Origin of the sequence: Butyrivibrio sp. AE3004 (genome assembly GCF_000703165.1) — a bacterium.
In the GTDB taxonomy this organism is placed as follows: Bacteria; Bacillota; Clostridia; order Lachnospirales; family Lachnospiraceae; genus Butyrivibrio.
In genome coordinates this window covers 1125632-1149924 of sequence record NZ_JNLQ01000002.1, presented here as the reverse complement: position 1 = coordinate 1149924, position 24293 = coordinate 1125632, and the positions used below count along the sequence as shown (strand labels likewise).

Annotated in this window: 15 protein-coding genes; 4 read left to right on the top strand and 11 right to left on the bottom strand. The window is 39.5% G+C overall.

The features are described from left to right. Positions 1-37: 37 nt before the first annotated feature. On the bottom strand, positions 38-805 hold the full coding sequence (locus tag BV60_RS0108205) for a phosphatase PAP2 family protein (protein ID WP_029320806.1): 768 nt from the start codon (positions 803-805) through the stop codon (positions 38-40). Between the two features lie 256 nt (positions 806-1061). Between BV60_RS0108205 and BV60_RS0108200 the strand changes: the two genes are divergently transcribed. Beyond that, positions 1062-2135 carry an endonuclease/exonuclease/phosphatase family protein gene (locus BV60_RS0108200; RefSeq protein WP_029320804.1) on the top strand — a complete coding sequence of 358 codons (1074 nt, stop codon included), beginning with the start codon at positions 1062-1064 and terminating at the stop codon, positions 2133-2135. Positions 2136-2176: 41 nt separating this feature from the next. Here the strand turns inward: BV60_RS0108200 and BV60_RS21825 are convergent, their stop codons facing one another. From BV60_RS21825 to BV60_RS0108160, 8 genes are all read right to left on the bottom strand, one after another. After that, entirely contained in the window at positions 2177-2758 is a 582-nt protein-coding gene (locus tag BV60_RS21825) for a type II secretion system protein (protein WP_051656591.1), read from the bottom strand. 137 nt (positions 2759-2895) lie between these two features. Further along, positions 2896-3840, bottom strand: a complete 945-nt coding sequence (locus BV60_RS0108190) for an ABC transporter permease (RefSeq protein ID WP_029320800.1) — start codon at positions 3838-3840, stop codon at positions 2896-2898. Beyond that, positions 3837-5162 (bottom strand): ATP-binding cassette domain-containing protein, encoded by a 1326-nt coding sequence (locus tag BV60_RS0108185; protein WP_029320799.1) that lies wholly within the window; start codon positions 5160-5162, stop codon positions 3837-3839. The genes BV60_RS0108190 and BV60_RS0108185 overlap by 4 nt, the downstream gene beginning before the upstream one ends. A gap of 342 nt (positions 5163-5504) precedes the next feature. After that, positions 5505-7337 (bottom strand): hypothetical protein, encoded by a 1833-nt coding sequence (locus tag BV60_RS0108180; protein ID WP_029320798.1) that lies wholly within the window; start codon positions 7335-7337, stop codon positions 5505-5507. A 22-nt stretch (positions 7338-7359) separates the two neighbouring features. Continuing rightward, positions 7360-10392 (bottom strand): TIR domain-containing protein, encoded by a 3033-nt coding sequence (locus BV60_RS0108175; protein WP_029320797.1) that lies wholly within the window; start codon positions 10390-10392, stop codon positions 7360-7362. Between the two features lie 324 nt (positions 10393-10716). Then, the gene (locus BV60_RS0108170; RefSeq protein WP_029320796.1) at positions 10717-11967 is read right to left on the bottom strand and encodes a hypothetical protein; all 1251 of its coding nucleotides are present in this window, start codon (positions 11965-11967) and stop codon (positions 10717-10719) included. A gap of 286 nt (positions 11968-12253) precedes the next feature. Further along, complete coding sequence (locus BV60_RS23760; RefSeq protein WP_029320794.1) at positions 12254-13504, bottom strand: hypothetical protein; 1251 nt, start codon at positions 13502-13504, stop codon at positions 12254-12256. A 357-nt stretch (positions 13505-13861) separates the two neighbouring features. After that, positions 13862-14662, bottom strand: coding sequence for an alpha/beta fold hydrolase (locus BV60_RS0108160; RefSeq protein WP_051656590.1), 801 nt, complete (start codon positions 14660-14662; stop codon positions 13862-13864). Between the two features lie 160 nt (positions 14663-14822). On the opposite strand from BV60_RS0108160, the gene BV60_RS0108155 reads away from it, so the two are divergent. Both BV60_RS0108155 and BV60_RS0108150 read left to right on the top strand, forming a co-directional pair. Next, entirely contained in the window at positions 14823-16244 is a 1422-nt protein-coding gene (locus BV60_RS0108155) for an APC family permease (RefSeq protein ID WP_029320790.1), read from the top strand. A 26-nt stretch (positions 16245-16270) separates the two neighbouring features. Further along, on the top strand, positions 16271-17392 hold the full coding sequence (locus BV60_RS0108150) for an SLC13 family permease (protein WP_029320788.1): 1122 nt from the start codon (positions 16271-16273) through the stop codon (positions 17390-17392). Positions 17393-17545: 153 nt separating this feature from the next. Here BV60_RS0108150 and BV60_RS0108145 read toward each other — a convergent pair whose 3' ends face one another. Together BV60_RS0108145 and BV60_RS0108140 are read right to left on the bottom strand one after the other, a co-directional pair. Beyond that, positions 17546-19015 (bottom strand): hypothetical protein, encoded by a 1470-nt coding sequence (locus BV60_RS0108145; RefSeq protein WP_029320786.1) that lies wholly within the window; start codon positions 19013-19015, stop codon positions 17546-17548. After that, positions 19016-20455: an MBOAT family O-acyltransferase gene (locus BV60_RS0108140; RefSeq protein WP_029320785.1), complete on the bottom strand. Its 1440-nt coding sequence runs from the start codon at positions 20453-20455 to the stop codon at positions 19016-19018. 269 nt (positions 20456-20724) lie between these two features. On the opposite strand from BV60_RS0108140, the gene BV60_RS21820 reads away from it, so the two are divergent. Continuing rightward, positions 20725-24276: a hybrid sensor histidine kinase/response regulator gene (locus tag BV60_RS21820; RefSeq protein WP_051656589.1), complete on the top strand. Its 3552-nt coding sequence runs from the start codon at positions 20725-20727 to the stop codon at positions 24274-24276. Positions 24277-24293 lie beyond the last annotated feature (17 nt).

Below are 24293 nucleotides of genomic sequence, written 5' to 3'. Positions count from 1 at the left end.
ACACCCTGGAAATATTAAGATAATATAAATTTCTTTGTCACTTTTCAAAATACTTCATACATAGCGGAAACAGAAATGATACATAAAACATCTGAATAAAGCATGTTATAACTGTTCCGGCAGCACCCGTTATCAGGCCCTTAAGTATGGGAATAAGAATAAGACTGATTCCATAATAGCCAAGAAGTCCTGTCGTAAGTCTCGTAACTCTTGTCATCACAGGGACGTCAGTTGAAAACCTGATAAAGCGCGATTCCAATACCCAGCCTGCCAGGAAACCGATACACCAACCTACTCCTTTAAATGTATCCTTAGCCATTTTTGCGCCATCTACCAACAGTTTACCTGCCGCGTCATAATCAGCGGGATAAGGTTTGACTGCGGCAAATACAGCAACAGCAACAGAAATGCCTATGCCAATACACATCACCAATATATCTTTTTCAGGATGCTTCTCAAGCCATGACATTAGTTTAACTGTCAGCCACATAACGATCAGCCCGGATCCGACACCTACAAAAACATCCTGAGGCGTATGCACCCCAAGGAAGTTACGGCTAAATGCAATAAGTACAAGAATAATCCCCATTACAATGCGAAGTGGTTTTGAGAGATCTTTTTTTATTGCGCTGCCGCCAAACAAAGCCGCAGCATTCATGCTGTGTCCACTGGGAAAAGAATACCCTGTTGCCGTCACAACAGCTTCGCTGTCCGGAATGATTCGGGCATCTCTGATCCATGGGCGGTATACACAGGCTGACACTTTAAGTAATCCGTTCACTATCCTGCTTCCGCTAAAGCCCATCAGAAGATACTTTCCGCTTGATAGTTATATATATATATCTAATTATACCAAATTATGCGAATATCCATACCATGAATGACTATCGGATAATATCTGATGCACAGCTGCGATAATTCTTTTTCGGATTAGTAACCACATAATTTATTTACTATTTTTTGTCGGATATTTATAATTAATGATGTAATGATAAAAAGTAAAATTTTGCCCCTTACTGTTGATACGAATTGCTGAAGCTGACAAGGAGAGATAGATGCATATGAAGTCATTAAAGAAAGTTATCATAGCTCTACTGATCATTATTTTAGTGCCTCCTCTGGCATATTTTCTTTTCATGTGTTATTTAACTCTCGTTGAGTACAGGCCTGATGCTACAGAAACAATTGAACCTGTTCATAATGAAAAAACTATGGATTCTACAGATGACAGCTACACTATTGCCTCTTGGAACATTGGTTATGGCGCTCTTGGTGATAATGCAGACTTTTTCATGGATGGCGGAAAAAGTGTAAATACTGCCAGTAAGGAACGCGTAGAGCAAAATATCAAGGGCATGCAGGAAGTTCTTAATGAAATTTCACCCGATTTTGTATTTCTGCAGGAAGTTGACAGAAATTCCGACAGGTCTCACAGAATAAACGAAGCTTATGAAATCGCCTCATCAATGGATGGATTTAGCAGCGCCTTTGCTATCAACTTTAAGGTTCCTTTCATTCCATATCCGTTCCCTCCCATAGGGAAAGTTGATGGCGGACTATTTACATTATCCGCTTATGATATTGAAAATGCTGAAAGAGTATCTCTTCCCTGCCCGTTTGGCTGGCCGCTTAGACTTGGAAATCTGAAGAGGTGTTTGCTCGTATCAAGAATTCCGATAGAAGAAAGCGAAAAGGAACTCGTGCTTGTTAATCTTCACCTTGAAGCCTATGATTCCGGAGAAGGAAAGGCACAACAGACAGCTCTTCTTAAAACATTTTTGGAGCAGGAATGTGAAAAAGGCAACTATGTTGTTGCAGGAGGCGATTTTAATCAGACCTTCTCCAGCATAGATACCTCTAAATTCCCTGTACATGAAGATAATTGGCAAGCAGGAACAATTGATGCGGATTCTTTTGATGAATATTTTAATATCTTCATGGACGGTGATACGGCAAGCGGCAGATCGCTTTTAGCGCCTTATGAAGGAGCAGATAAATCCTCTTTCCAGTTCTACATAATTGATGGATTTCTGGTATCTAAGAATATAGATACCTTGAGTGTAGAAACACTTGATTATGACTTTAAGGTATCAGATCACAATCCGGTTGTCCTTAAATTCAAACTTGGCAAATAAAAAAGAAACAAATATGCCATAAAGCAGTCACCAAAAACATGTCATTGGATATATACCCGGATGCTGTATTTTGGCATATTTGTCTGTGCCTGTCCTCCAACGTAATTGGTGCCATTTCTATTATTTTTCCAATATATATCAACATAGGCGGGGTTTGCATTGGGATATATAGAAACCATAACTACCGCATCTCTATAATCCTGTGTAGGATCATAAGCTCCGCTACTATTCCCCATGACATATTTCGTTCCACCGTCACGTTTTGTTCCTTTGCCATAGGCTACGACTCCTGCAGGTAACGACTGCCTGCTTGGATAGATTTTTCCGTTTCCGGGATTATAAGCTCCATAAGCATTGTTGCCTGCATTACCGCCAATTCCCGACCAGCTAAGTCCGGCTGCACTGGCACTTGCCGAATCTGTTACTCCCGAATAGTACAATTCAATAGCTGCAGAAGCAGCCTGACGCATAGTATAAATATCATAGGCCTCGCGGGATCTCTCAACTAAATTTGTAAAAATAGGAATTGTGATGGCAACGAGCACGGCAATGATTGCAACAACAATCAAAAGCTCTGCTACTGTGAGTCCTTTGTTGTTCTTTTTTACCGTTAATCCAATCATAGAAACCTCCCAAGGCGCAGCATCATTTTTTAAGTTTCAATCCAAATGCAGCACCAATTAACTAATTCTTTCATTTCAAAAAAATCAGTAAATATAAATCCCCCAAATGTTTTATCCCTACTATTATATCGGCACTTTTACCTGTTATCTTTATCAATAAACTCCAGTATTACTACCGCTGCCAGACAGTATACTATTGTCCACATTATGAGCCATGACCAGCATTCATAAACCGCATCTTTCTCAAATCTGTACGCTTCAACCTGATTTTGTTTGGCAGTCTCCATAAGGATATCATTTTTATAATTGTTTTCTTCTAAAAATTTAAAGGCCTCAAGAACAGGCTTCTGACCATCTACTTCTATATTCCTCATTTTCATTGCATTGTTCCATACGCTTACCATGGGAAGTGAATTATAGTCTCCCTGAGCGCACAATGCTGTAAGCCCCCACTTAGTTGCAGTCAGATCGGTAAACGGCATAACAGATTGAGGCAGGTTAAAAAAGCCACCGGAAAACAGCAGCTGAACTATCAGCATAAAAGGCATTACAGTCATGGCCGCTGTCGTTGTTCTTGAAAATGCAGATATCAAAAGAGCAAGCATATCCGCACAATAAGTTATAAGGAACAAGGTTATTCCTATATCCACGACTGCCCAATCTGTAATAAGGCTTTTCTTTGGAATTTCAACACTCATTATTTGAAACACAATAATGGTAATTACCGATTGCGCAATGCACAGAACAGCCTGGTAAATTACATGAGCTGCCACATACGATGTTATGTGAAGTCCGGATCTGTGGTCTCTCTTAACAATTGCACGCTCTCTGCATATGACCTGGATTGAATTAAAAAAGCCATTCCATATGCAAATGCAGGCCACTGCGAAGCATCCCATCAGCGTTCCTTCCATTGTTTTGTATAGATTCTGTCCAACCGTAAAAGCCACAAGTCCGGCTATTATGGCCGACATCGGTAGCACCTTCCAATCATTTTGAAACAAAAACATCCTGAACAGTTTTCCCAGATAGATTATTGTCTGTAAAAAATGTCCTGTATGTCTGATAGGTCTTCTTCTCATTTTTCTTCACCCCACTTTCCCTTCATGAGGTCTGCAAATTTAGCGATAAATTCCTCGCCATTTCCTTCTCCGCCCACATCCCGTGGATTTATTTCCAAAAGTATCTCTTCCATCGATTTTCTGCCAAAGAACTCATATGCCTCTTCTATAGCCCCGAAGAATGCAAGCCTTCCCGTATTGTTCTTGTCCTTTACAAGTACAATGACATCATCAAAAAGATCCGCCACTCTGTCCGGTGTATGCGTTATAACTATTACAATTTTACCTTCATCTGCAATCGTTCTAAGCTTTGTAAAAAGCCCTCTTGCAACAACACCGTCAAGTCCCGAATCCGGTTCATCCAATATAAAAAGAGTGGGATCCGATATAAATTCCATAGCTATGGACACTCTCTTTTTTTGTCCACCCGAAAGCTTATCGACAAGATTATTTTTTACGGCAGAAAGGCCGAACTGGTCAAGAACCTTTGTTATGCGCTCAATTTTCTCCATTATGGGCATATTTGAGGGAAGGCGAAGTGCCGCTGCATCAGCCAGAGTAAGAGTAACAGTATCATTACCGCGAACAAGATCCTGCTGGGGAACAAATCCAATGTCATACATCATCTTTCCGTAGTCATTGTAAACATCCATATCTCCGAGAGTCACTTTTGCATTTGCTTTTTCGTAACCTGTTATGGCATTCAGAAATGTGGTTTTTCCGGCTCCGGAGCCTCCGAGAAGAAGTACCATATGCCCTTTAGGTATTGTCATATGGATATCCCTCAGCAATGTTTTCTTCCTGAAATATGAAAACACCGTCTTATCAGTGATGTTTATCGTAAGACCGTCATCAATAGCACTAACGTCTTTACCCGGCCCATCTTCATCATCATAGTCAGACCATCTCTGAATCTTTTTGGTTGGCATAAACTTCTTTGAAAAGCCCCAGTATAGCATAGTGATGCTTCCAAAGAAGACAAAGGCCAAAATCCAGATTTTCTTTTTTCCAAAGACATTTATGAGCCCTAATGTTGCTCTGATATTGTAAATAACCTTTGCTATACTGAGCGAAAGCGCCACAATTATTACGAGCAGATAAAACTTAGTTTCTTTATCTACCGCATACATCAATATCTCAACCGGGTAGTATAAAGCTGCAACAATAGCATATCTTCTCCCATCCTCTTCTCTGTAAGCGCAGAGACTGAGCTGATATTCCCTTACGATCGGCACCAGGGACCAGATAGGTTTGCCCCCGCACTTTTTAAAGATGTTCCATAATCCGATTGATGTCAAAATATATGTAGCTATTTGAACTGCATCCAGATATATTTGATTCATATTTCCCCCTCATATGAAAATAAATATTTTATGTAACTATATATCTTTTACTGACTCATATATGAACGATAATCTATAGATCAAAAGTAAACTTTGTTCATTGATGATACTATGAATAAGTTATATTTTAATAATACCATTTACGATAAAATGTATAAACCCAAATTAAAATAAAATGAGTAATAGAAGTCACATCCATAGAGAAGCTTTTTCTTATACGCATCAAAGCGGATTCTGTATAATAAAAAAGTCATTCGTAACATTGATTTTCTTTATATCAATGTTGAATGACTTTTTCTTTATGTTCTGTACTTTTATGTATGAACTATCCGCTTGCTTAAATCAGATATCACTATCATCATTACTCCATAGAAGTTTAATGGTTGTTTCGATATTATCTCTGTCCATCTGCTTATAATCAAGGTTCTTGCCGGTTATGGAGTTCTCATATTCAGAGAGTGTATCAAGTTCATCCCAGGGTATCAGGCAGGCATGTATTCTGTTCTTAGGATCCTTAGTGATCCTTGTGGAGTGATCTTTTTTATACATCTCCTCTCTCTCTTTTAATTCTTCCTGTGTCATGCATCTGTAGCCCATAGAATAATGGAAAGCACACCACCTCTTATGCTCAGATTTTGCGAGATTTTCCATGCACTCAGCTCCTATCTCACCGGCGCCTGATATTCCAAGTCTTTCCATAAGACAGGACAGATAATCAGCACTTGCCCTGCAGCTCATCCTGTCAAAATATGAACAGTCCTTCCACTGCTCTTCTGCAGACTCATTATCACCTCTGTAATAATGATTTATCATCTTCGCCATCTCATCAATGTTTCTTCCGTATATGATTTCAGCATCAAAGGTATCAGTTATCTCGCAATGGAGGTCATCTTTATAGAATATTACAGAGCCATCGCAGCACTGATAAATCGGAACCTGATATCCTGCCTTTGCGAGTATCTCAGTTATTCCGTAAGCCATTTCGCGGCCGGCAGTTTCATTTCCTACTGCAATGTAAATTCCGGTAAGTGTAGAAGCATTTTCCTTCACATACTCTGTTAGTTCCACGCTTCTTCCATCATATGATTTGAGACTTATATCATAATTTTCCAGCATTGCCTCATAACGCACTCTATAGAATCCGTCCTTCTTATCGGCAGCAGGATCAAAAACACAGGCTCTGAATTCACTTCCCTCAAACTGTCCGCTTGCGACCATTCTCCTTAAGAGTTCCTGTCCCACACGGCCAAAGCCTATTATCAGTGTATCCACATTTCGCTCAGCTTTTCCCTCGCTATCAAACGGGATCGTATTACATACAGGGTATTTTTTCAGAAGGATTCTCGCCGTAAGCTCAGGACCATTAAAAGCAAAAACACTTCCGTAGCCATAATTATTACCGAGCGCCTGGAAATAATTGTTCTCAATATCCTCACGCCCCAAAAGAACCAGCTCCGTCTGGACCGGATCTATACCAAATTCCTGAAGACTATTCATCATCTTCGATGCATAATCAAAATTTGAATCTTCATTTTCAGATAATGCACTTACACGTATTTTACCCTTATATCTTTTTAATGAAATTCTTTGAAGGAACTTCTTAGATGGTTTTTTTGCGCTATTATCCGAAAACCATATTCCGCCCATATTCCTGATTGTAGCTTCGTAACCGGCTCCTTTTCCAACATACACAACGGATACCTTTCCATTCTTAACAAGCTCTCTTCCGATTGCTATTGTATGCTCATTTATTCCGTATATTATCTCTATATCATGTATCATCAAAAAGAATGTTCTGAGTTTCCTCAAAACGCCATCGCCTATCAGCATGATCACAGCACTGACAAGAGAATAATATGCAAAAAAATGTATCAGCCAGTAGAAAAGTGAAATCAAATGGCTGCTTCCGACAGCTCTGGTGAATTTTTCGTAATTATCACCGCCTGTATTACCGAACATTTTTCCCAGATCAACTACTGTTCTGAGAACTGCGCTTAATGGCTCTGCACTATATATGGAAGCGTTAATTATTCCATATATTCCGAGGCCTCCGATTATAGCGATAAAAAACGCAATCTGGGTCCACTTCGCCATATGTTCACTGTCTACTGCCAACCACAACGCAATTGAAAAGAATACAGCCGCCGAGATTAAGATAATCAAAATACTTTCCATATATGTCACCCTTTATTGCATATCAGTTGATATTATATTTAACCTGTTTCTCGGAAGATAATACCGAATCCGAAAACTGTTTTTTTGCTTCATCTATCAGCTCTTTATAATTCTTATAATGTGTGCGCTTTATATTCATCCTGTCGCTGCTAATAAGTATTGAATCCTCTCCTCCAAGATAAAGCATTCCTCTGTCAATATCTGCAACGCATCCATAGTTGTTCGTCTCATATAAAAGCATTCCGTATCCGGAACAGGCTGCCATCAGGTTACTGTCTTCATCACATATGATATTGGTCAGAGTCACGTTGGCATCAACAGAGCTAATAATTTCCTGTTTATCCATATCCCAAATGCGGACCTTATAATCATCTCCCTGTAAAACAAGATGTTTACTGTCCTTTGTAAAGGACATGAATACTCTCAAATAAGTGTCCATAGGAATCTCAGAAACTGTCTCCATACTTTCTGTATCCGCTACTCTGACTACCCCATCCATACATGTTATGGCAAGATATTTTCCGTCAGGACTAAGCGCCATATATTTCTTCCCAAAGACGTTGGTAACTGTACGAAGCTTATCATCCTTAAAATATGTAGACTCTCCGTTTTCAGTTTTAGCTGCGTAGAGGTTTTCTCCTGCTTCTGAAATATATATCTGCTTGCCATCCGCTGAAGAAATCATGCTTCCAACCTTGCCATCGTATTGCATTGCAATAATCGTCTCTTCACTTTGAAGATCAAGTGTAAGGCTGTTCCAGCTGCTCCATATATTGGCTATTTTCCCGTCATTTGAGATATTGAGTTCATACATGCTACTTTCAAATCCATACTTTTCAAGATCAATCTTTTCAGTATTCTTATTTTTCAGGTCGATTTTCCACAGGCATCTCCTGTCATGTAAATAGACAATATCTCCTCTGAAAATAACATCATCAATACTCTCTCCACTGTCAAAGGAGTAAAGCTCTTTTCCTTCCTTATCAAAAAAGCTTACTTTTCCGAAATCCATACTTGGTCCCATCGCAAATATCTCATTATCATCTGATACGGAAATAGGTCTCATAGTCTGATCAAAATTCATAAACTCTTTTGCATCAGGCGCTTCATGCCATGAAAGGACATGCACATCAGGTGAAGAAAATGAGTTAAACACAATTGCACCTTTAAAGTAGATAGCCTCTCTGATTGAATCATTAGTATCAAACTGAAAATCTGAATGTATACGTCCTTTTGAAAAATCAACAAAATCAATATTTCCCTGTTTGTAGCCGACTCTTCCGTAAGGGCTTCCTACCGTCAGACCAAGCATTGTAGCATCTGCAGGCAGATTAAATGAAGCCTTCACCTCTCCGTTTTTCTCATCCAGAGTGATTGCGCAGGTCTCAACTGTCACCACAATATCACTTACATTTTCATCACCTTCCTGATATTCATGTGCGGAAATCAGTGAACTAAATGACAAAATACTGTTTACATGTACGTCCAGTTCTTTTGTCCATAAAATGTTGCCGTCTTTATCAATAAGGTCTACGACAGCTCTTTTAAAGCCGTTATCCAGCATGTCATCATTAGCGGACACAACAGCATAGTTTCCATTATCAGTTCTGGTAAAATCCATCATCATCCCCTCTGATAAAGGAGCATCTATTACTGTCGCACTGTCCGGATCAATTATTGAAAAATAATTATGTCCAGCATCATCTCCAAGGTGTCCCGCTACATAAACGCCTTCAGAAATATTGTACTTTCCTCCGCCCTTGTAATACATATTTGTATTATTCGGAATTGTAGTTACGGTTTCACCTGTTGCAGGATCAAACACTTCTACTGACTCACAGCATACGAGAAGAGCTTTGTTCTTGTTCTCACATACCTCGCAGCTCACGATCATATCACTTGTATCTTTTGAATATATAACATTCCCTTCATAATCATACTTGATAAGATTATAATCCGTTGTTACATATACACCCGTTGCATCCGCATCAGCACTATTTACCATTTCGATATAATTTGAAGAATTGACACCGGGCTCAATTGTAGCTGCAAGAGACCAGTCTTCTGCATTCCATACATAAACTTTATTACCGTTATCAATAGTAATAAGCTTCGTAGCGTCATCTGACCTCTTCATCTTGGAAAGAGGCAGACTGTGCGTCAGATTTCTGTCAAAAGAAATGTCGTTGCCGCTATCATATGCATAGAGCGCCTTAGAGAGTGCGTACTCTGCTTCAGGTACATAAGGTCTGTCATCCTCTTTAGAAGGCAGTCCCTTCATCGCCACAAGTACTGCGTCTTCTCTGTTTCCGGATTCAAAAAGTGAAAGCGCCTCTTCAGCATAGAACCTTGATTGGTTTTCCTGTTTCCCCTGATATTGGACAGTAATCTCATCTGCAAGCTTCGTTTTCTCATCAGCAAGTTCCTTCATCTGAGTGGCAACATTGGCGTTATAAATACCAAAGGAAATACCTGAAACCGCCACGACTGTAGCTGCAGATGCTCCAAGTGTTATAGTCTTTCTGATAACACGCTCTCTGTGACGCTGTCTTAGTTCATCATATGTACATCCGATCACAGGTGCGGCAAGTCTTAAAAGCTCCGTCTTATACTTGGTGTTTCTCTCCTTCTTCGTAGCACCTCTTACATCAGCTGCCAGAGGTTCCACAGGATTCCCCTCTTCATCCTTAAGAAGCTGAGGCGGAAAAGACTCTTCCGGTTCACCTTCTATAAGAACTGCGAGCACATGATTTCTGTCGTGCATCTTTATGAAATTGTCTATTTCCTTACATACCCAGTAGGATTCCGGTGTTCGTGGAGAACAAATGACAATCAGATATTTTGATTCGGCAAGTGCCATAGAAATATTATTATCAAGATCACTTCCGATAGGCAGCTCTTCCTGGTCTCTGAAAACCCTGCCCATCTTCTTTTTTCCCGTCTTATTCTGTACAGACTTTGGTATCTTATAGGTCTCAAGTCCTGTATGAATCTTCTTTGCAACCTCCATGTCAAGAGGCGCATGTCTGTAGCTGATAAATGCGTCGTATCTCATCCCAAAAAACTCCCCTTTAAATATGACTCCCCTCATTAAGTCCAGGTCCTAGTTTACTATTTATATGGATTTTATTCAATCGCCAATGTGGCATATTGTGTTTACTTAATTTATCCAAAAACATTTAGAACAAAGAGTCGCTCGAGACTCTTTGCGCGCTGGTGCGCGCAAGCTTTAGCTTGCAAAATTCATCTGCGCACCAGTCGCATCCATAGCGGAGCGCTTTTTATTCAATAGGAAATCCGAAGGAATTTCCTATTGAATAAAAAAAGACCGCCATGCTTTCGCATGACGGTCTCTGTTGTCTAAGACCAAAGGCTTTTATTACTTGCTGATACGAAGAGTGATGTACTCTGTACGTGAGCTGTATGCTTTTGTGATCTTGTTCTGATAGATGAAGTGAATAGCTGTTGTAGCCATATTGCCATCATATTTTGATGTTGATAAAGAGCTTGTCTTTGAATACTTCTTGCCCTGATATGAGTAGCTGTAATCTGTCTTATTATCTGCAACCTTACCAAGAGTAAGCTTTCCGCCATTCTTTAACTTTGTAAAGTTACTTGTCTTCTTGCTACCCTCTGAGAGGCCATCGATTGTATCGAAGCAATCGCCGTCGCTGTTAAGGTCAACTCCACCCTTCTGGTGAACGAGCTCTGTCTCTGTTCTTGTGCCGTACTCATCATCATAGTTTGAAGAATCAGCCTCAAGTACCCAGTCATTATCCTTCTCAACCCAGATGTTTACAAGTCTGTAATCCTTGTTCATCTTAACCTTAAGCTTACCGGACTTCTTTGTTGTGTAGCCTACGCCATACTTGCTCTTGCCGGAATAGATGTACTTGTTGTTGTTAGCGCCCTTTGAATAATCATAAAGGAGCTCTTTTCCAGCGTATGTGATTGACTTGAATGCAGCTGCATCCTTAGTTACGTTAACAGTGATTGTCTTCTTTGTAACTTTGCCTGCTTCATCCTTAACCTTGTACTGGATCTTAGCTGTACCAATGCTCTTACCGAAGAGTCTGTAATTAAATGATGAACGCTTCTTCTGAAGTGCAAGCCAAGCTTCTTCTGTGTAGTTAGCTTCTGTCAGAGTTGTGAAAGCCTTAGAACCATCTCTGTTTGTGAAGTAGTAAGTCTTAGTATCCTTATCCTTTGTAGGATAACCTGTGTTGGTTGATTCACCAACCTTCTTAAGAGTGATGTTCTTCTTACCCTTGATAACCTTTACAGAATCAAGTGTCTCACCATAGTTGAGAGCAATACTGAATGTGCTGTAGTTCTCTACTGCTACATTAACCTTAGAAGGTGTTCCAACATAGTATCTGAGAGCTTCATCTCTTGCACTGCTGTCATATGTTGACTTACCGTCTGCTGTCTTAGTATAAGAGTATGTTTTGCCTGTTTCTTTTCTAGTCTCTGTAACTGTGTAGTCCTTTGTGGTATCAAGTGTACCATCAGCTGTTGCTGAACCCTTGTAATCAACGTCTGTCATAGCGTTAACGCTAACAGGTGTTACAAGAGTGATTGAGAGTGCCATTGCAAGTGCAGCAGCACCAAGTCTTGTGAATCTTGTCATTTAATTTCCCTCCATTAAACTTTTTTCATATTGACGTTCTTTCGTGAACGCCAACCAATGACTTTTATATTCTATCCCCATATTTTCCCTATGTCAACACGATAATGTGGCATAATAAACCACCTTTTCATTTCCAATTTTGAATGTTAAATATCGTTAATTACACGTTCTACAATACTTTTATCTATTATAAAAGTAATAATTTCCCATATTCGTCCCTGTACACCAAAAAAGAAGACCGCCACGCTTAGGTGACGGCCTTCTGATTGCTTATAATAGTCTTCAATTACTTATTTAAACGAAGGTTGATATAATATGTTGCTGCACCATATCTCTTTGTATTCTTTTCCTGATAGATGATATGGATTTTAGTTATAGCAAAATTACTCTCATACTTTTGAACGCCCTTGGTATTATACTTTGATGTCTTTGACTGGAAAGTATAAAGATAATCTTCCTTTTCTCCGGGAACAGTGCTAAGAGCGAGCTTTCCGCCATTCTTCATCTTTGTGAAGTTTGCAGTTCTCTTACTTCCCTCTGACATGCCATCGATTGTATCAAAGTAATCGCCATCACCATTAAGGTCTACACCGGCTTTTTGCTTAACAAGCTCTGTAGCTGAAGAAATGCCATAATCTTTATCAAAAGTAGAATCCTTGTCAACCTCACTTACCCAAGGATTATCCTTCTCAACCCAAATATTAACAAGCTTATAATCCTTATTCATGTTAACCTTGAATTTACCGGACTTCTTTGTTGTATAACCTAAACCATGCTTATTCTTTGATCCTGCATAGATATATTTATTATTCTTAGCATCCTTTGAATAATCATAAAGCAGATTCTTTCCTGCATAAGTGATTGTTTTAAAAGGAGAATCATCTGTGGAAACAGTAACTGTGATTGTCTTCTTTGTTACCTTCCCTGCTTCATCCTTAACCTTGTACTGAATCTTAGCTGAACCAATAGCCTTACCAAAAAGTCTGTATGTATACTTGTACTGAGTCTTCTGAAGTGCATAATATGCATCTTCTGTATAGTTGCCATCTGTCAAAGTTGTATAAGCCTTTGTTCCGTCAAGATTCTCAAAGTAATAAGTTTTGGTAGTTTTATCATACTCAGGGTAATCTGTATAGGATGATTCACCAACCTTCTTTAAGGTAATATTTTTCTTACCCTTAATAATCTTTACGGAATCCAAAGTCTCGCCATAATTAAGTTCAAAATCGATTTCTTCATAACAATCAATACCTACGGTAAGCTTTGACGGAATTCCCGCAAAATAATTAAGAGCCTCTCTTCTGGCTTGATAATCATATGTTGAAACACCGTTGGTCTGGGAATATGAATAAGTTTTACCTGTTTCTTTTCTTGTCTCTGTGACAGTATAGTCCTTAGTAGTATCGAGGGTTCCATCCTCAGTTGCAGTGCCCTTAAAATCAGTATCGATCATAGCATTTACTTTAACAGGCGCTACCATGGTAATAGACAATGCTAAAGCAAGTGCAGTTGCACCAATTTTAGAAAAATTCCTCATAAAAACAACCTCCATCATAAGAATACATAACGGTTTTTCATTACCGTATCTACGTGACAGTTTTCATTCTAGCATCTGCAAAACATTTGTCAACCCGCTTATAATGGGCATCTTCGGGCATTTTATAAAGTTTATAAAATGTTTATAATTTCGTATATGGAGCAAATACAGTAAGGACACAGATTTTTCACATTTAAGAAACCGTATCATAATCTAATCGTGTTTTACATTTTCTGAGAAATTTAATATTTTGAACCCTCAAATTTCGGTCCAAAGTGGCTACCTCGTGCTATAAATTTCTCCTCTTCAAGCAATAGTTTATCTTTAATTTTTGTCGGATGTCCGTTTATCAGGCTATCATACCCCCGCTTTCATAAACTTATATATCCTCTCGCAGCAATCAGGAGCCTCGTCATATAAAGCATGACCATAATCTTCATAAATATATGATTCACACCCTATCTTTTCAGCGATCTCAAGAGATGGCTCTTTTCCGAAAACCAGGTCTTTATCAGCCCCTATAATAAGTGCTCTGTTTTTGATGTTTTGAATGCGGTCCGAAATATCGAAATCAAAGATTCCCTCTGCGATGATAACAAACCTCTTTAAATCTTCATCAGTTACAAGCGTTGCAAGCTTCTTAAATGCATCGCGGTATTTGTTTACATAGTCTGCCGTATAGCATTTATCGGCAAATTCAAGCATCAGTGCTTCACTTTCCCCGGATTTGGCAAGTTCGATCCATTTGCCGATTACAGCTAAAGACTTTTCATTCATATGGGAACTGCTTGACTCCACCACCAGGTTGTTTATGAGCTCCGGGCATTTAAGCGCGATCGTCATAGAAATCATGCCGCCCTGGGATGTACTTATTATATTTATGTTCTTCAAGCCAAGTGCCTTTATTACTTCTATAGTGTCATTTGCCATATCCTCTATGGCGTATTTATCCGGAAGATTTTGTCTTCTGTCCATCACATAGACATCAAATTCTTCAGCAAAGATTTTGTAAGCAGCAGCTATAAAATCCGCAGAATCCATAACGCTCTTTATTGAGAGTCCCGGAATTATCACTATCGGATAGCCACCTTCTTTTCCGAATCTGAAATAGTTCATTACGATATTATTTGTTGTTACGGTTTGGATTTTAATAGACATTTTGGCCCCTCCTCATGTTTCTATATATATATTTAATTCCCATTTCATCCTCCAAAAAAGTAGTGACTTTTACACTTTTATGTAATAAAATAGATAGGTTGCACTACAAACGAATCTGTTTTGTAAAGAAAAGTTTTAATTATAGGAGGTTATTAAAAAAATGGATTCAAAACGTATGAAATGGAGCACATTGGCATTCATTGCTTTCTCCACTGTTTGGGGCTTCGGAAATGTGCTTAACGGTTTCGTTTACTTTAATGGTATTCAGGTTATTTTCAGCTGGATACTTATGTTTGCACTCTACTTTATTCCCTACGCACTCATGGTTGGCGAACTTGGTTCAGCGTTCAAGACATCAGGCGGTGGTGTAAGCTCATGGATTCTCAGTACTACAGGTCCCAAGCTTGCTTACTACGCAGGATGGACATATTGGGCATGCCACATTACTTACATTGCGTCCAAATCATCAGGCGGACTTAAGGCTCTTAGCTGGGCTGTTTTCAGAAACGGTGAGACCTATGACACATTCCCCACACTTGCTGTTCAGCTTGTAACCTTTGCAATTCTTCTTATTTTCTGCTGGATTGCATCAAGAGGTCTTAATCCTCTTAAAAAGCTCACAACAATTGCAGGAACAAGTATGTTCGTTATGTCAATTCTTTACATCATTATGATGTTTGCAGCTCCTGCCATCAATCCAAATGCAGGATATGTATCAATGGACTTTACTGCAAAAAATCTTATTCCTAACTTTGATGTTAAGTATTTCACATCACTTTCAATCCTTGTATTTGCAGTTGGCGGATGCGAAAAGATCTCTCCTTATGTAAATAAGGTAGAGAATCCCAGCAAGGGATTTCCCAAGTCAATGATCACTCTTGCTATCATGGTCGTTGTTTGTGCAATCCTTGGTACTATCTCAATGGGTATGATGTTCGATCCCGCTGAGATCAATGCATCAGCTGAGAGTTTCAACGCTTACAACTCAAACGGAAGTTACTGGGCATTCCAGAAGCTTGGTAATTACTACCACATGGGTGACAGTCTTCTTATCATCTATGCTATATGTAATGCAATAGGTCAGCTTTCTACTCTTGTACTTAGTATTGATGCTCCTCTTCGTATGCTTCTCGACAATGAAGATGCCAGAGAGTTCATCCCCACAGGTCTTCTTAAGAAGAACGACAAGGGTGCTTATGTAAACGGTATCAAGATGGTTGCTGTTCTTTCAGGTTCAATCATTCTTATCCAGTCATTTGTACCTGGCGCAGCAGCAGTCCTCAAGCAGCTCACAAAGCTCAACTCTGTCTGCATGCCTCTCCGTTACCTCTGGGTATTCTTCGCTTACATGGCTCTTCGTAAAGCCGGCGATAAATTCCCTGCTGAGTATCGCTTCGTTAAGAATCAGACTGTAGCAATGTTATTTGGTGCATGGTGCTTCATCGTGACAGCTGCCAGCTGTATCCTTGGTATGTATGATGCAGATCCTTTCACCTTTGCACTCAACGTAATAACTCCTCTTGTTCTTACAGGACTTGGTGTAATCCTTCCTATCATTGCAAAGAACGAGAAAAAAAAATAATAAGGTCGACATAAAAGGACACAAACATGAAAAGCTTTTTTAGAAAGATCAAATCAGATCCTGTTCTTATAGCAGCATGGATACTTGCAATTATCTCTTCTGTAGTTGTAAGACCCGACAGATCATATCTGTCTTATATTGATTTCAGGTCCCTTGGCATTTTGTGGGGACTGATGATCGTTATACAGGGTTTCAGGGAAAATTCCATATTTGAAAAGATCGGTGAGATTCTTCTTAAGAAAGTACAGACGGGACGGCAGTTGGCTGCCGTCCTTATCCTTATGTGTTTTCTTGGAAGCATGCTTATCACCAACGATGTAGCTCTTATTACATTTGTTCCTTTCGCTCTCATGACACTTCACAGCTGTAAGCGTGAGGATATGATGATCCCGGTAATAGTTCTGCAGACAGTTGCGGCAAATCTGGGAAGCATGCTCACCCCAATAGGTAATCCTCAAAACCTTTATCTGTATGGTTTAACCGGAATGAGTCTTGTGGATTTTGTTCTGTGCATGTTACCCTACAGCCTGTTCTCCCTGCTTCTTCTTATTGTTTCGCTCTTCTTTATCAAGGGCGGAAAGGAAAGTCTCGGAGAAAGAAAAGACAACTACCAGGTAGTAAAAAGCTTTGGAAGCAAAAAGCAGGTAATTGTTTACAGCATCCTTTTTGTAATTGCACTTATCACTGTACTAAGGATAATTCCATGGTATGTAATGGCTCTTATAATCCTGGTTACTGTTGCAGTTATGGATGGCAAAATCCTTCTGAGAGCCGATTACATTCTTCTTCTTACATTTATCGGATTTTTCATTTTCACAGGTAATATGGGAAGGATTCCGGCGGTAAGTGATTTTCTTAGAGCTGTTTCTGCCGGGAAAGAATTTTTGATCGCAATTATTGCCAGCCAGTTTATCAGTAATGTTCCGGCTACTCTGATGTTATCCGGTTTTGTATCAGACTACAAAGAGCTGCTGATCGGCGTCAACGTAGGCGGACTCGGAACTCTTATTGCTTCAATGGCAAGCCTTATCTCATTTAAGGCCTACGGAAACGATTATAAAGATAATCGAGGAAAATATATTGCTGTATTCAGCCTTGTAAATATAGCATTTCTGATAGCACTTTCAGCATTTAAGCTTTTCGTATAGTTTACAGGTTTTTCGTAAACAGCCCCGCAGCGAAGCCATCCGTTCAGAAATGTGCAGTTCTCGGACTAGGATGATGATTTTCAAAATGAAGAAAGCAGCAACTGCCGATTGCTTTGAGCAACGTCGAAATGAGGCATTTGCTGCTTTATGAATTTATCTATAGAGTGCGCCAACATATGCTGCGCGGTCGATCACTCTTCTGGTATCGTTGCAGTAAACAACTATATTTATTCCGTCAACATGAAGTGAGTAATCCTCATTGTCAATCATTATGCTGCTCTCGTTTCCTGCATATTCACCCTTAGAAACAATGGAGTAGTCTACTCTGGATTTTCTGATACTGCCGACAGATCTTACCATATCTGTATCATGTTGCTGCTCCAGTATTTCTTCGCTTTTAATTCCGCAAAAGCTTTCGCCCTCTTCCATGCTCAGATCAAATCCCAGTTTTGCAAATTCAGCCTTAGCTTCATCGTCAAGACAGTACGATACATCGGATTGTCCTGCGAGAAATACGGTATATCTCGGATTAGCAAGGAGATTGATATACTTGCCAAGGTCGCTTATGTTTTGCAGCTCGCAGTCCTCCAGTACCTGTTTGTAATAGTCCTTAGTACTGCTCCACTGCTCATCCTCGATACCTGCAACGTCATAATCGTTCAAAAGAGTGTTTCCCATGTATTTTGAGAGTTTCTTTGCACCCCTGATGTTGCAGTGCCAGTCATCACTCATATTTCTGCTGTACTTAAATTTTGATGCTTCATAATAAGCATTCTCATTAAAGTCAATGAATTCCAGATTATTCTCATCAGCATATTTTTTTACCGTATTATGCTTTGAGGTATCCCATCCGGTGGTTGGTGTTTTTGTAAGTATGAGCTGAATTCCTTTCTCTTTGCACAGAGCTACGATTTTATCAAGATACTCTGACATAAGAGGATGCATTTCAGTAACCTGCTCGTGATCGAATTCCAGATATGGCTGATAATCCGGATATACTCCTCCGCGTCCCGCAAGTGGAGCAAAACCCTTAAGCTCAAAATGTTTTTCCATACTTGCGAAGACAAAGTCCGACTCAGCAAGGTTCATCCATCTTGTGTGGAATCTCTCATTCGTGAAAAGATAACTGTTTACGGTCTGACTCTCATCATATTTACAAATATCATTTATGCAATTCCACTTAACACCTGACCATTTCATGGCATCAATTGCCATTCGTGTAAAGGATTCAGCTGTATTAAGTGCATCATCAGGATTGAAGGTATAGAGCATATAAAGTTCCAAAACTACTGCAGAAGGGTTCTGAAATCTCAAAGCCTCCTGAAGCCAATAATAAGATACAAGCAGGTTTTGCTGCTCGCAGCAAAGATTGTAGCTTCTGATTCCGTTGTTGTCATAAACAACCTGGGGATTAAAAGCCGCTCCGCCGTGGCTGCTGCCGAGAAACAGAACATCAACGGTGTTCCTTTTCATCTTGTAGAATCCTTTAAAGGTGGAAGTCGTCGACCAGGAATCCTCATAGTATTTTTTCGGTGTTACCACATAATTTACCGTAGTTACCACAAAACAAAGTATTAGCGTAAATGCTATCGCCCGTATGGCGAATTTAAAATGCTCTTTCATTTAAAAGCCTCCATAGATAAAATCCTGAGCATCAAAGCCAAATCCATATGTACCAAGGAGCATAATGCCCACTATTGCAGCGATGTAAATTCCCCATCTTATTAAAAGAGGCTGTCTGTAGATTTTATCGCCTACTGATTTTCCAAGCTCCTGATACTGCCCGACCTTGATCAGAATGAAAACAGAAATAATAAGAACAACTATTTCCTTCCAATGAAGTCCCAGGGTGAAAATCCTGTCATTAAAAAGTACCCAGGGATTAAAATCGGTAAACATGTGAAGAATAAGCTTTAAGCCTTTGTTAAGGGAATCAGCTCTGAAAATAATCCATGCCCAGTTAACAAGCAAAAAAGTGCCTGTCTGTTTTATCCATCTCTTTTTATTGGATTCGGGTGTAATACTGCATACCTCATAAGCCCTTTCCCTTACATTGAAGGTCATCTCTCCGATTATCTGATAAAAAGCATGCATAGCTCCCCATACCAGGAACTTCACACCGGCTCCGTGCCACAGTCCGCTTAAGAGAAAGGTTATTACAAGATTTATATATTTTCTTGCTTTCCCATGCCTGTTTCCACCAAGGGGTATATAAATATAATCTCTAAGCCATTCACTTAAGGATATATGCCACCTTCTCCAGAAATCCTTGATTGAGAGTGAAAAATATGGTCTCTTAAAGTTGTTTATAAGCTCGATTCCAAAAAGTCCCGACACGCCTCTTGCAAGTGTGGTGCATGCGAGGAAATCTGCATAAAGCTGAAGGCTGTACAAAAATGATGCCACCCAGATATATGCGCCCGAGTAAGCGGGAAAATTATCAAAAACAGTGTTTACAATAACTGCAGCCTTATCGGCTATCACAAGCTTTAAGAAAAAGCCCCATATTATCTGCTGAAATCCCTTTATAAATCTCTCCTCATTAAAAAGATTTCCATCTATGAGCTGAGGCTGAAGTTGTTTATATCTTGGTATCGGTCCCTGAATTATCTGCGGGAAAAATCCGGCAAAAAGAGCATATTTGGCAATGTTCTTTTCAGGCTCTGTTTTACCTGTATAAACATCAGCAAGATATGCGATAAGCTGTAATGTGTAAAAGGAAATCCCAAGAGGCGTTATCCAGTTGACGGGATCCATCTTCAGAATATCCGCAATTACAAAGTTTGAATTCTTTATAAGAAACCAGGGCGCAGCCACGCCTAAAATTCCAAGGATAAAAGCAGCCTTTCTTCCGCCCTTTTGAAGCCTCTGCATCAGAACCGCTGCAATATAGCTTATGATAATCGTTCCAAGGAATATCCAAAGACCGGCTTTGTAGAAAGCTACGTAGAATGTGATGTCAGCAATAAGAAGCGCTATCCATCTTATTTTTTTCGGAAATGCATAATAAAGCACCAGTGCCAGAAGCACCAGTACATAGTAATTCAGAGATATATAAACCATTCTTCAAATTCACCCCATAGTCTAAATTTAAACCATCTTTGATTATAGCATAGATTTCCGAACTTCTTCATAAATTCGGAAATCATACCATATCGATATTATACAAAGTGAAATTTTATACGAAAATACGATAACAATTTATAATCTTTTTATTAACATGTAAAAAAGATTTAATCCTCTGTTCTAAGCATTATGGTAAAATTCAATATACATAAAGCTACATTTCACTTTGTTTTTGCGTCTTTTGCCTGATACGAGGGGCTTACTCTATGAGCATTGATACCATTGAAAATGTATGTACTTTACTTGCTGTGATCATAGGGACTCTTTATGCTCTTTTCAGATATGTAAAAACTCCCAAGCGCGGATGGCTCCTTATTTCTGTCTTCTTCATGACTCACCTGATAAGCGATTACTATTGGACCACCTATACTCTTGTTATGGGGGAAAATCCTGACGTTTCTGCTTTCATGGCTTATTTGGGCTGGAACATCGGCTATTTTGTTATGTTCATTTTTGCACTTCATATGAGACCGGAGGGCACTAAGGGCTTCTTCCATCCCATGATAATTTTGCCTATTCCGCTCGGCATATGGCAGTTTTTCATTTATCTCCCCTTTGGCGGTATTATAAATAATATTTGGGAAGGTGTCTTTGCCACAGCAATCGCATGTGTAAGTATGCAGGTAATCATCCATTACTTTATGCACAACACCGAAAAGCGGGAAATTCCCTGGCTTCACGCAACACTTCTGCTATTCATAATCTTTGAATACGGTATGTGGACCTCCTCCTGTTACGATTGGGACAGCTCTTTGACAGATCCGTATTACTACTTTTCTTTTTTTGAGTGTATATCTCTGATCCTTATCCCCTTTGCCATAAGCAAATGCTATGAACAAAGGGGCTTATCAAAAGCAGCACGAAATGTACAGGAAACAAGATTAACAATACTTCTCCAGGTTATGATAACTGTAATTATGTTCTTTGGTACAACCGGCGGTTACTATATCGGCATTCAAATGAAACGTGCTCTGCCTGAGGGTATTGATGATCCGTCTAATCTAAAAAACATCGCAACCACTCTCTTTATCATTTCCATATTATTGGTAATATTCATAATGATGTTCATCCTTATGATAGTGCTAAGATACAAATCTATTGAGCGTGATATGCCCGAGGATGCAGCAGTAAGGCGCGGACGTCTCAATTTCGTACTGACGGTCATCATTACATTTTCACTGATGATAATCTCTATATTATATACATCAAAACTGTTTTACAGGGTATCCGTGACAGGTGCCAAAGAGGATGGGCAGGCCAAAGTATATTCCACTGTGGAAGATTTGGAAAATTATCTTGGAGTTGCAAGATCCATACTCTGGGTTACGGCCGATACCGTTGATATCATGATGCACCGGGGAGCATCTCAGGAAGAGATCACCGATTATATCTACAAGCAGACAGAAAATCAGTCACAACAATTCGATGAAAATTTCACCGGTATATATGCATATATTAATGGTGAATACATAGATGGATCGGGATGGGTTCCGCCTTCAGATTATCGTGTTGAAGACCGTGACTGGTATAAAGCTGCTGTAGATGCAAACGGTAAGACCATAATTGTATCCCCTTACATAGATGCTCAGACAAAATCCATCGTTATCACAATCTGTAAGCTATTGGATGACGGTGGGAAGCCCGGTGATTATAAGAACCGTGAGGTAGTAGCACTTGATATGATAGTAAACCATGTACAGACCATTGCCGATGATGTAAATATCGGCGGCAAGGGTTTTTGTTTTGTTGTAAATCATGACGGTATGATCATAGCAGATCATGACAGAACTCATAATGGCCAAGATGTTAATAAAATCTACGGGACCGATCTGCTTGGCACCTTTTCAGACGATACTTACAGCACAATAAATACCCATTTAAACGGTGATGCTTACACTCTCTTTGTAGGTAGCGTCACAGGACAATGGTATGTAGTTATTGCTATTAGTGATAAGGAGCTCCTGGAAGAAACAAACCGCCAGCTTACTTTTAATATTCTGGTCTCGCTTATTATTTTCCTGCTAATCTCCTTCTTCTATTTTCTTGGTTACAAAAACGAGCAGTTAAATGCAAAGAAAATGGAAGAAATGCGCACTACCTCCATGCGCCGTGAATACGAAGCCATGATCTTAAAACAAAAAGAGGTTTCCGCAAACGAGGCAAACAAAGCAAAGAGTCAGTTCCTTGCTCAGATGTCACACGAAATCCGCACTCCCATAAATGCTGTGCTTGGCATGAATGAAATGATACTTCGAACAACAAAAGAAGCACAGACCATGGATTATGCAAAAAATATAGATTCCGCAGGAAATACTCTGCTTGCCCTTATAAACACCATCCTTGATTTTTCAAAAATCGAAGACGGAAAGATGGAAATCATTCCTGACAGCTACGAGACCGCGCCTTTGATCAATGAACTGATAAATTCCATTTCTAAACGAGCAGAGGAAAAAGGGTTGGAATTAATAACCGCTATAGATGATACTCTTCCCTGCATGCTCTTTGGTGATGATGTACGCCTCAAGCAGGTTATAGTAAACCTCCTCACAAACGCTGTTAAATACACAGAGAGGGGCTCTGTTAAATTAACAGTAAGAAATTCAGAAATAACTAATGGCATCCTTAAGTTATATGTATCTGTAAAAGATACAGGAATAGGTATCAAACCCGAAGATATCGATCGTTTGTCACTATCCTTCCAGAGACTTGATGAAAAAAAGAACCGCAACATTGAAGGAACAGGACTTGGTATGTCCATAGTCACAAATCTGCTGACTCTTATGGGCAGTAAAATATGTGTACAAAGTACCTACGGTGAAGGCTCCAATTTCTTTTTTACCATTAATCAGAAAGTAATTGATGAAACGCCTATCGGTAATTTTGCAAGTAACCCTGAAGCTTCACTCACTGACCGATCCGATAAAGACCTTGTTTTTGCTCCAAATGCCAGGGTCCTTGTTGTAGATGATAACAAGCTGAATCTTATGGTCGCAGCAAATCTGTTAAAGCTATGCCACATAAATCCGGATGCGGTAGCTTCAGGTCAGGAAGCCATAGAAGCTATGTCACATAAAACTTATGACATGGTTTTCCTTGATCACATGATGCCGCAGATGGACGGAGTAGAAGCTCTGCATGAAATGCTAAGCCAGGGTCTTATTGCAACCAATACCAGAATGATTGTTCTGACCGCAAATGCTGTTGTCGGTGCAAAGGAAGCATACATGAAAGAAGGCTTCGATGATTATCTCTCAAAGCCCGTCGAAATAAGCAATCTTGTTGCTATCCTGAAAAAATATCTTCCAAAGAGTGCATTCGAGGAAAAAGTGCCGGATAGTCAGGAACCCAAAAACACAGGAACAGTGCAGGAAGATTCTTCCGATAAAAACAGCAATCAGCTCTATGACCTTGAAAATCTTAAAGCTGCGGGAATCGATCCTGACAGTGGCATCGAGTACTGCGCAGGTGGAACAGATGCATACTTTGAAATATTGGATTTCTTTACGATAGATTATGAGACAAAAAGTGCAAAGCTCTCCTCTTACTTTGAAAACGGAAATTGGAGCGACTACAGTATTCTTGTGCATTCAATAAAAGGAAACCTTCGCACATTGGGAGTTGCCGATCTTGCAGAAAAAGCTCTTGATCTTGAGAAGGCATCAAAAAATAAAGACATTACATTTATTATGGATAATCATTACTCCTTCATGGAGGAATATCACACACTGAAGGAAAAAATAAATGCGGCAAAGAACTGATTCCTTGCCGCATTTTT

What these genes read in the sequence shown, in the direction of transcription:
- BV60_RS0108205 (WP_029320806.1), bottom strand. Translation starts at nt 805, where the DNA reads ATGGGCTTTAGCGGAAGCAGGATAGTGAACGGATTACTTAAAGTGTCA.
- BV60_RS0108200 (WP_029320804.1), top strand. Translation starts at nt 1,062, where the DNA reads ATGAAGTCATTAAAGAAAGTTATCATAGCTCTACTGATCATTATTTTA.
- BV60_RS21825 (WP_051656591.1), bottom strand. Translation starts at nt 2,758, where the DNA reads ATGATTGGATTAACGGTAAAAAAGAACAACAAAGGACTCACAGTAGCA.
- BV60_RS0108190 (WP_029320800.1), bottom strand. Translation starts at nt 3,840, where the DNA reads ATGAGAAGAAGACCTATCAGACATACAGGACATTTTTTACAGACAATA.
- BV60_RS0108185 (WP_029320799.1), bottom strand. Translation starts at nt 5,162, where the DNA reads ATGAATCAAATATATCTGGATGCAGTTCAAATAGCTACATATATTTTG.
- BV60_RS0108180 (WP_029320798.1), bottom strand. Translation starts at nt 7,337, where the DNA reads ATGGAAAGTATTTTGATTATCTTAATCTCGGCGGCTGTATTCTTTTCA.
- BV60_RS0108175 (WP_029320797.1), bottom strand. Translation starts at nt 10,392, where the DNA reads ATGAGATACGACGCATTTATCAGCTACAGACATGCGCCTCTTGACATG.
- BV60_RS0108170 (WP_029320796.1), bottom strand. Translation starts at nt 11,967, where the DNA reads ATGACAAGATTCACAAGACTTGGTGCTGCTGCACTTGCAATGGCACTC.
- BV60_RS23760 (WP_029320794.1), bottom strand. Translation starts at nt 13,504, where the DNA reads ATGAGGAATTTTTCTAAAATTGGTGCAACTGCACTTGCTTTAGCATTG.
- BV60_RS0108160 (WP_051656590.1), bottom strand. Translation starts at nt 14,662, where the DNA reads ATGTCTATTAAAATCCAAACCGTAACAACAAATAATATCGTAATGAAC.
- BV60_RS0108155 (WP_029320790.1), top strand. Translation starts at nt 14,823, where the DNA reads ATGGATTCAAAACGTATGAAATGGAGCACATTGGCATTCATTGCTTTC.
- BV60_RS0108150 (WP_029320788.1), top strand. Translation starts at nt 16,271, where the DNA reads ATGAAAAGCTTTTTTAGAAAGATCAAATCAGATCCTGTTCTTATAGCA.
- BV60_RS0108145 (WP_029320786.1), bottom strand. Translation starts at nt 19,015, where the DNA reads ATGAAAGAGCATTTTAAATTCGCCATACGGGCGATAGCATTTACGCTA.
- BV60_RS0108140 (WP_029320785.1), bottom strand. Translation starts at nt 20,455, where the DNA reads ATGGTTTATATATCTCTGAATTACTATGTACTGGTGCTTCTGGCACTG.
- BV60_RS21820 (WP_051656589.1), top strand. Translation starts at nt 20,725, where the DNA reads ATGAGCATTGATACCATTGAAAATGTATGTACTTTACTTGCTGTGATC.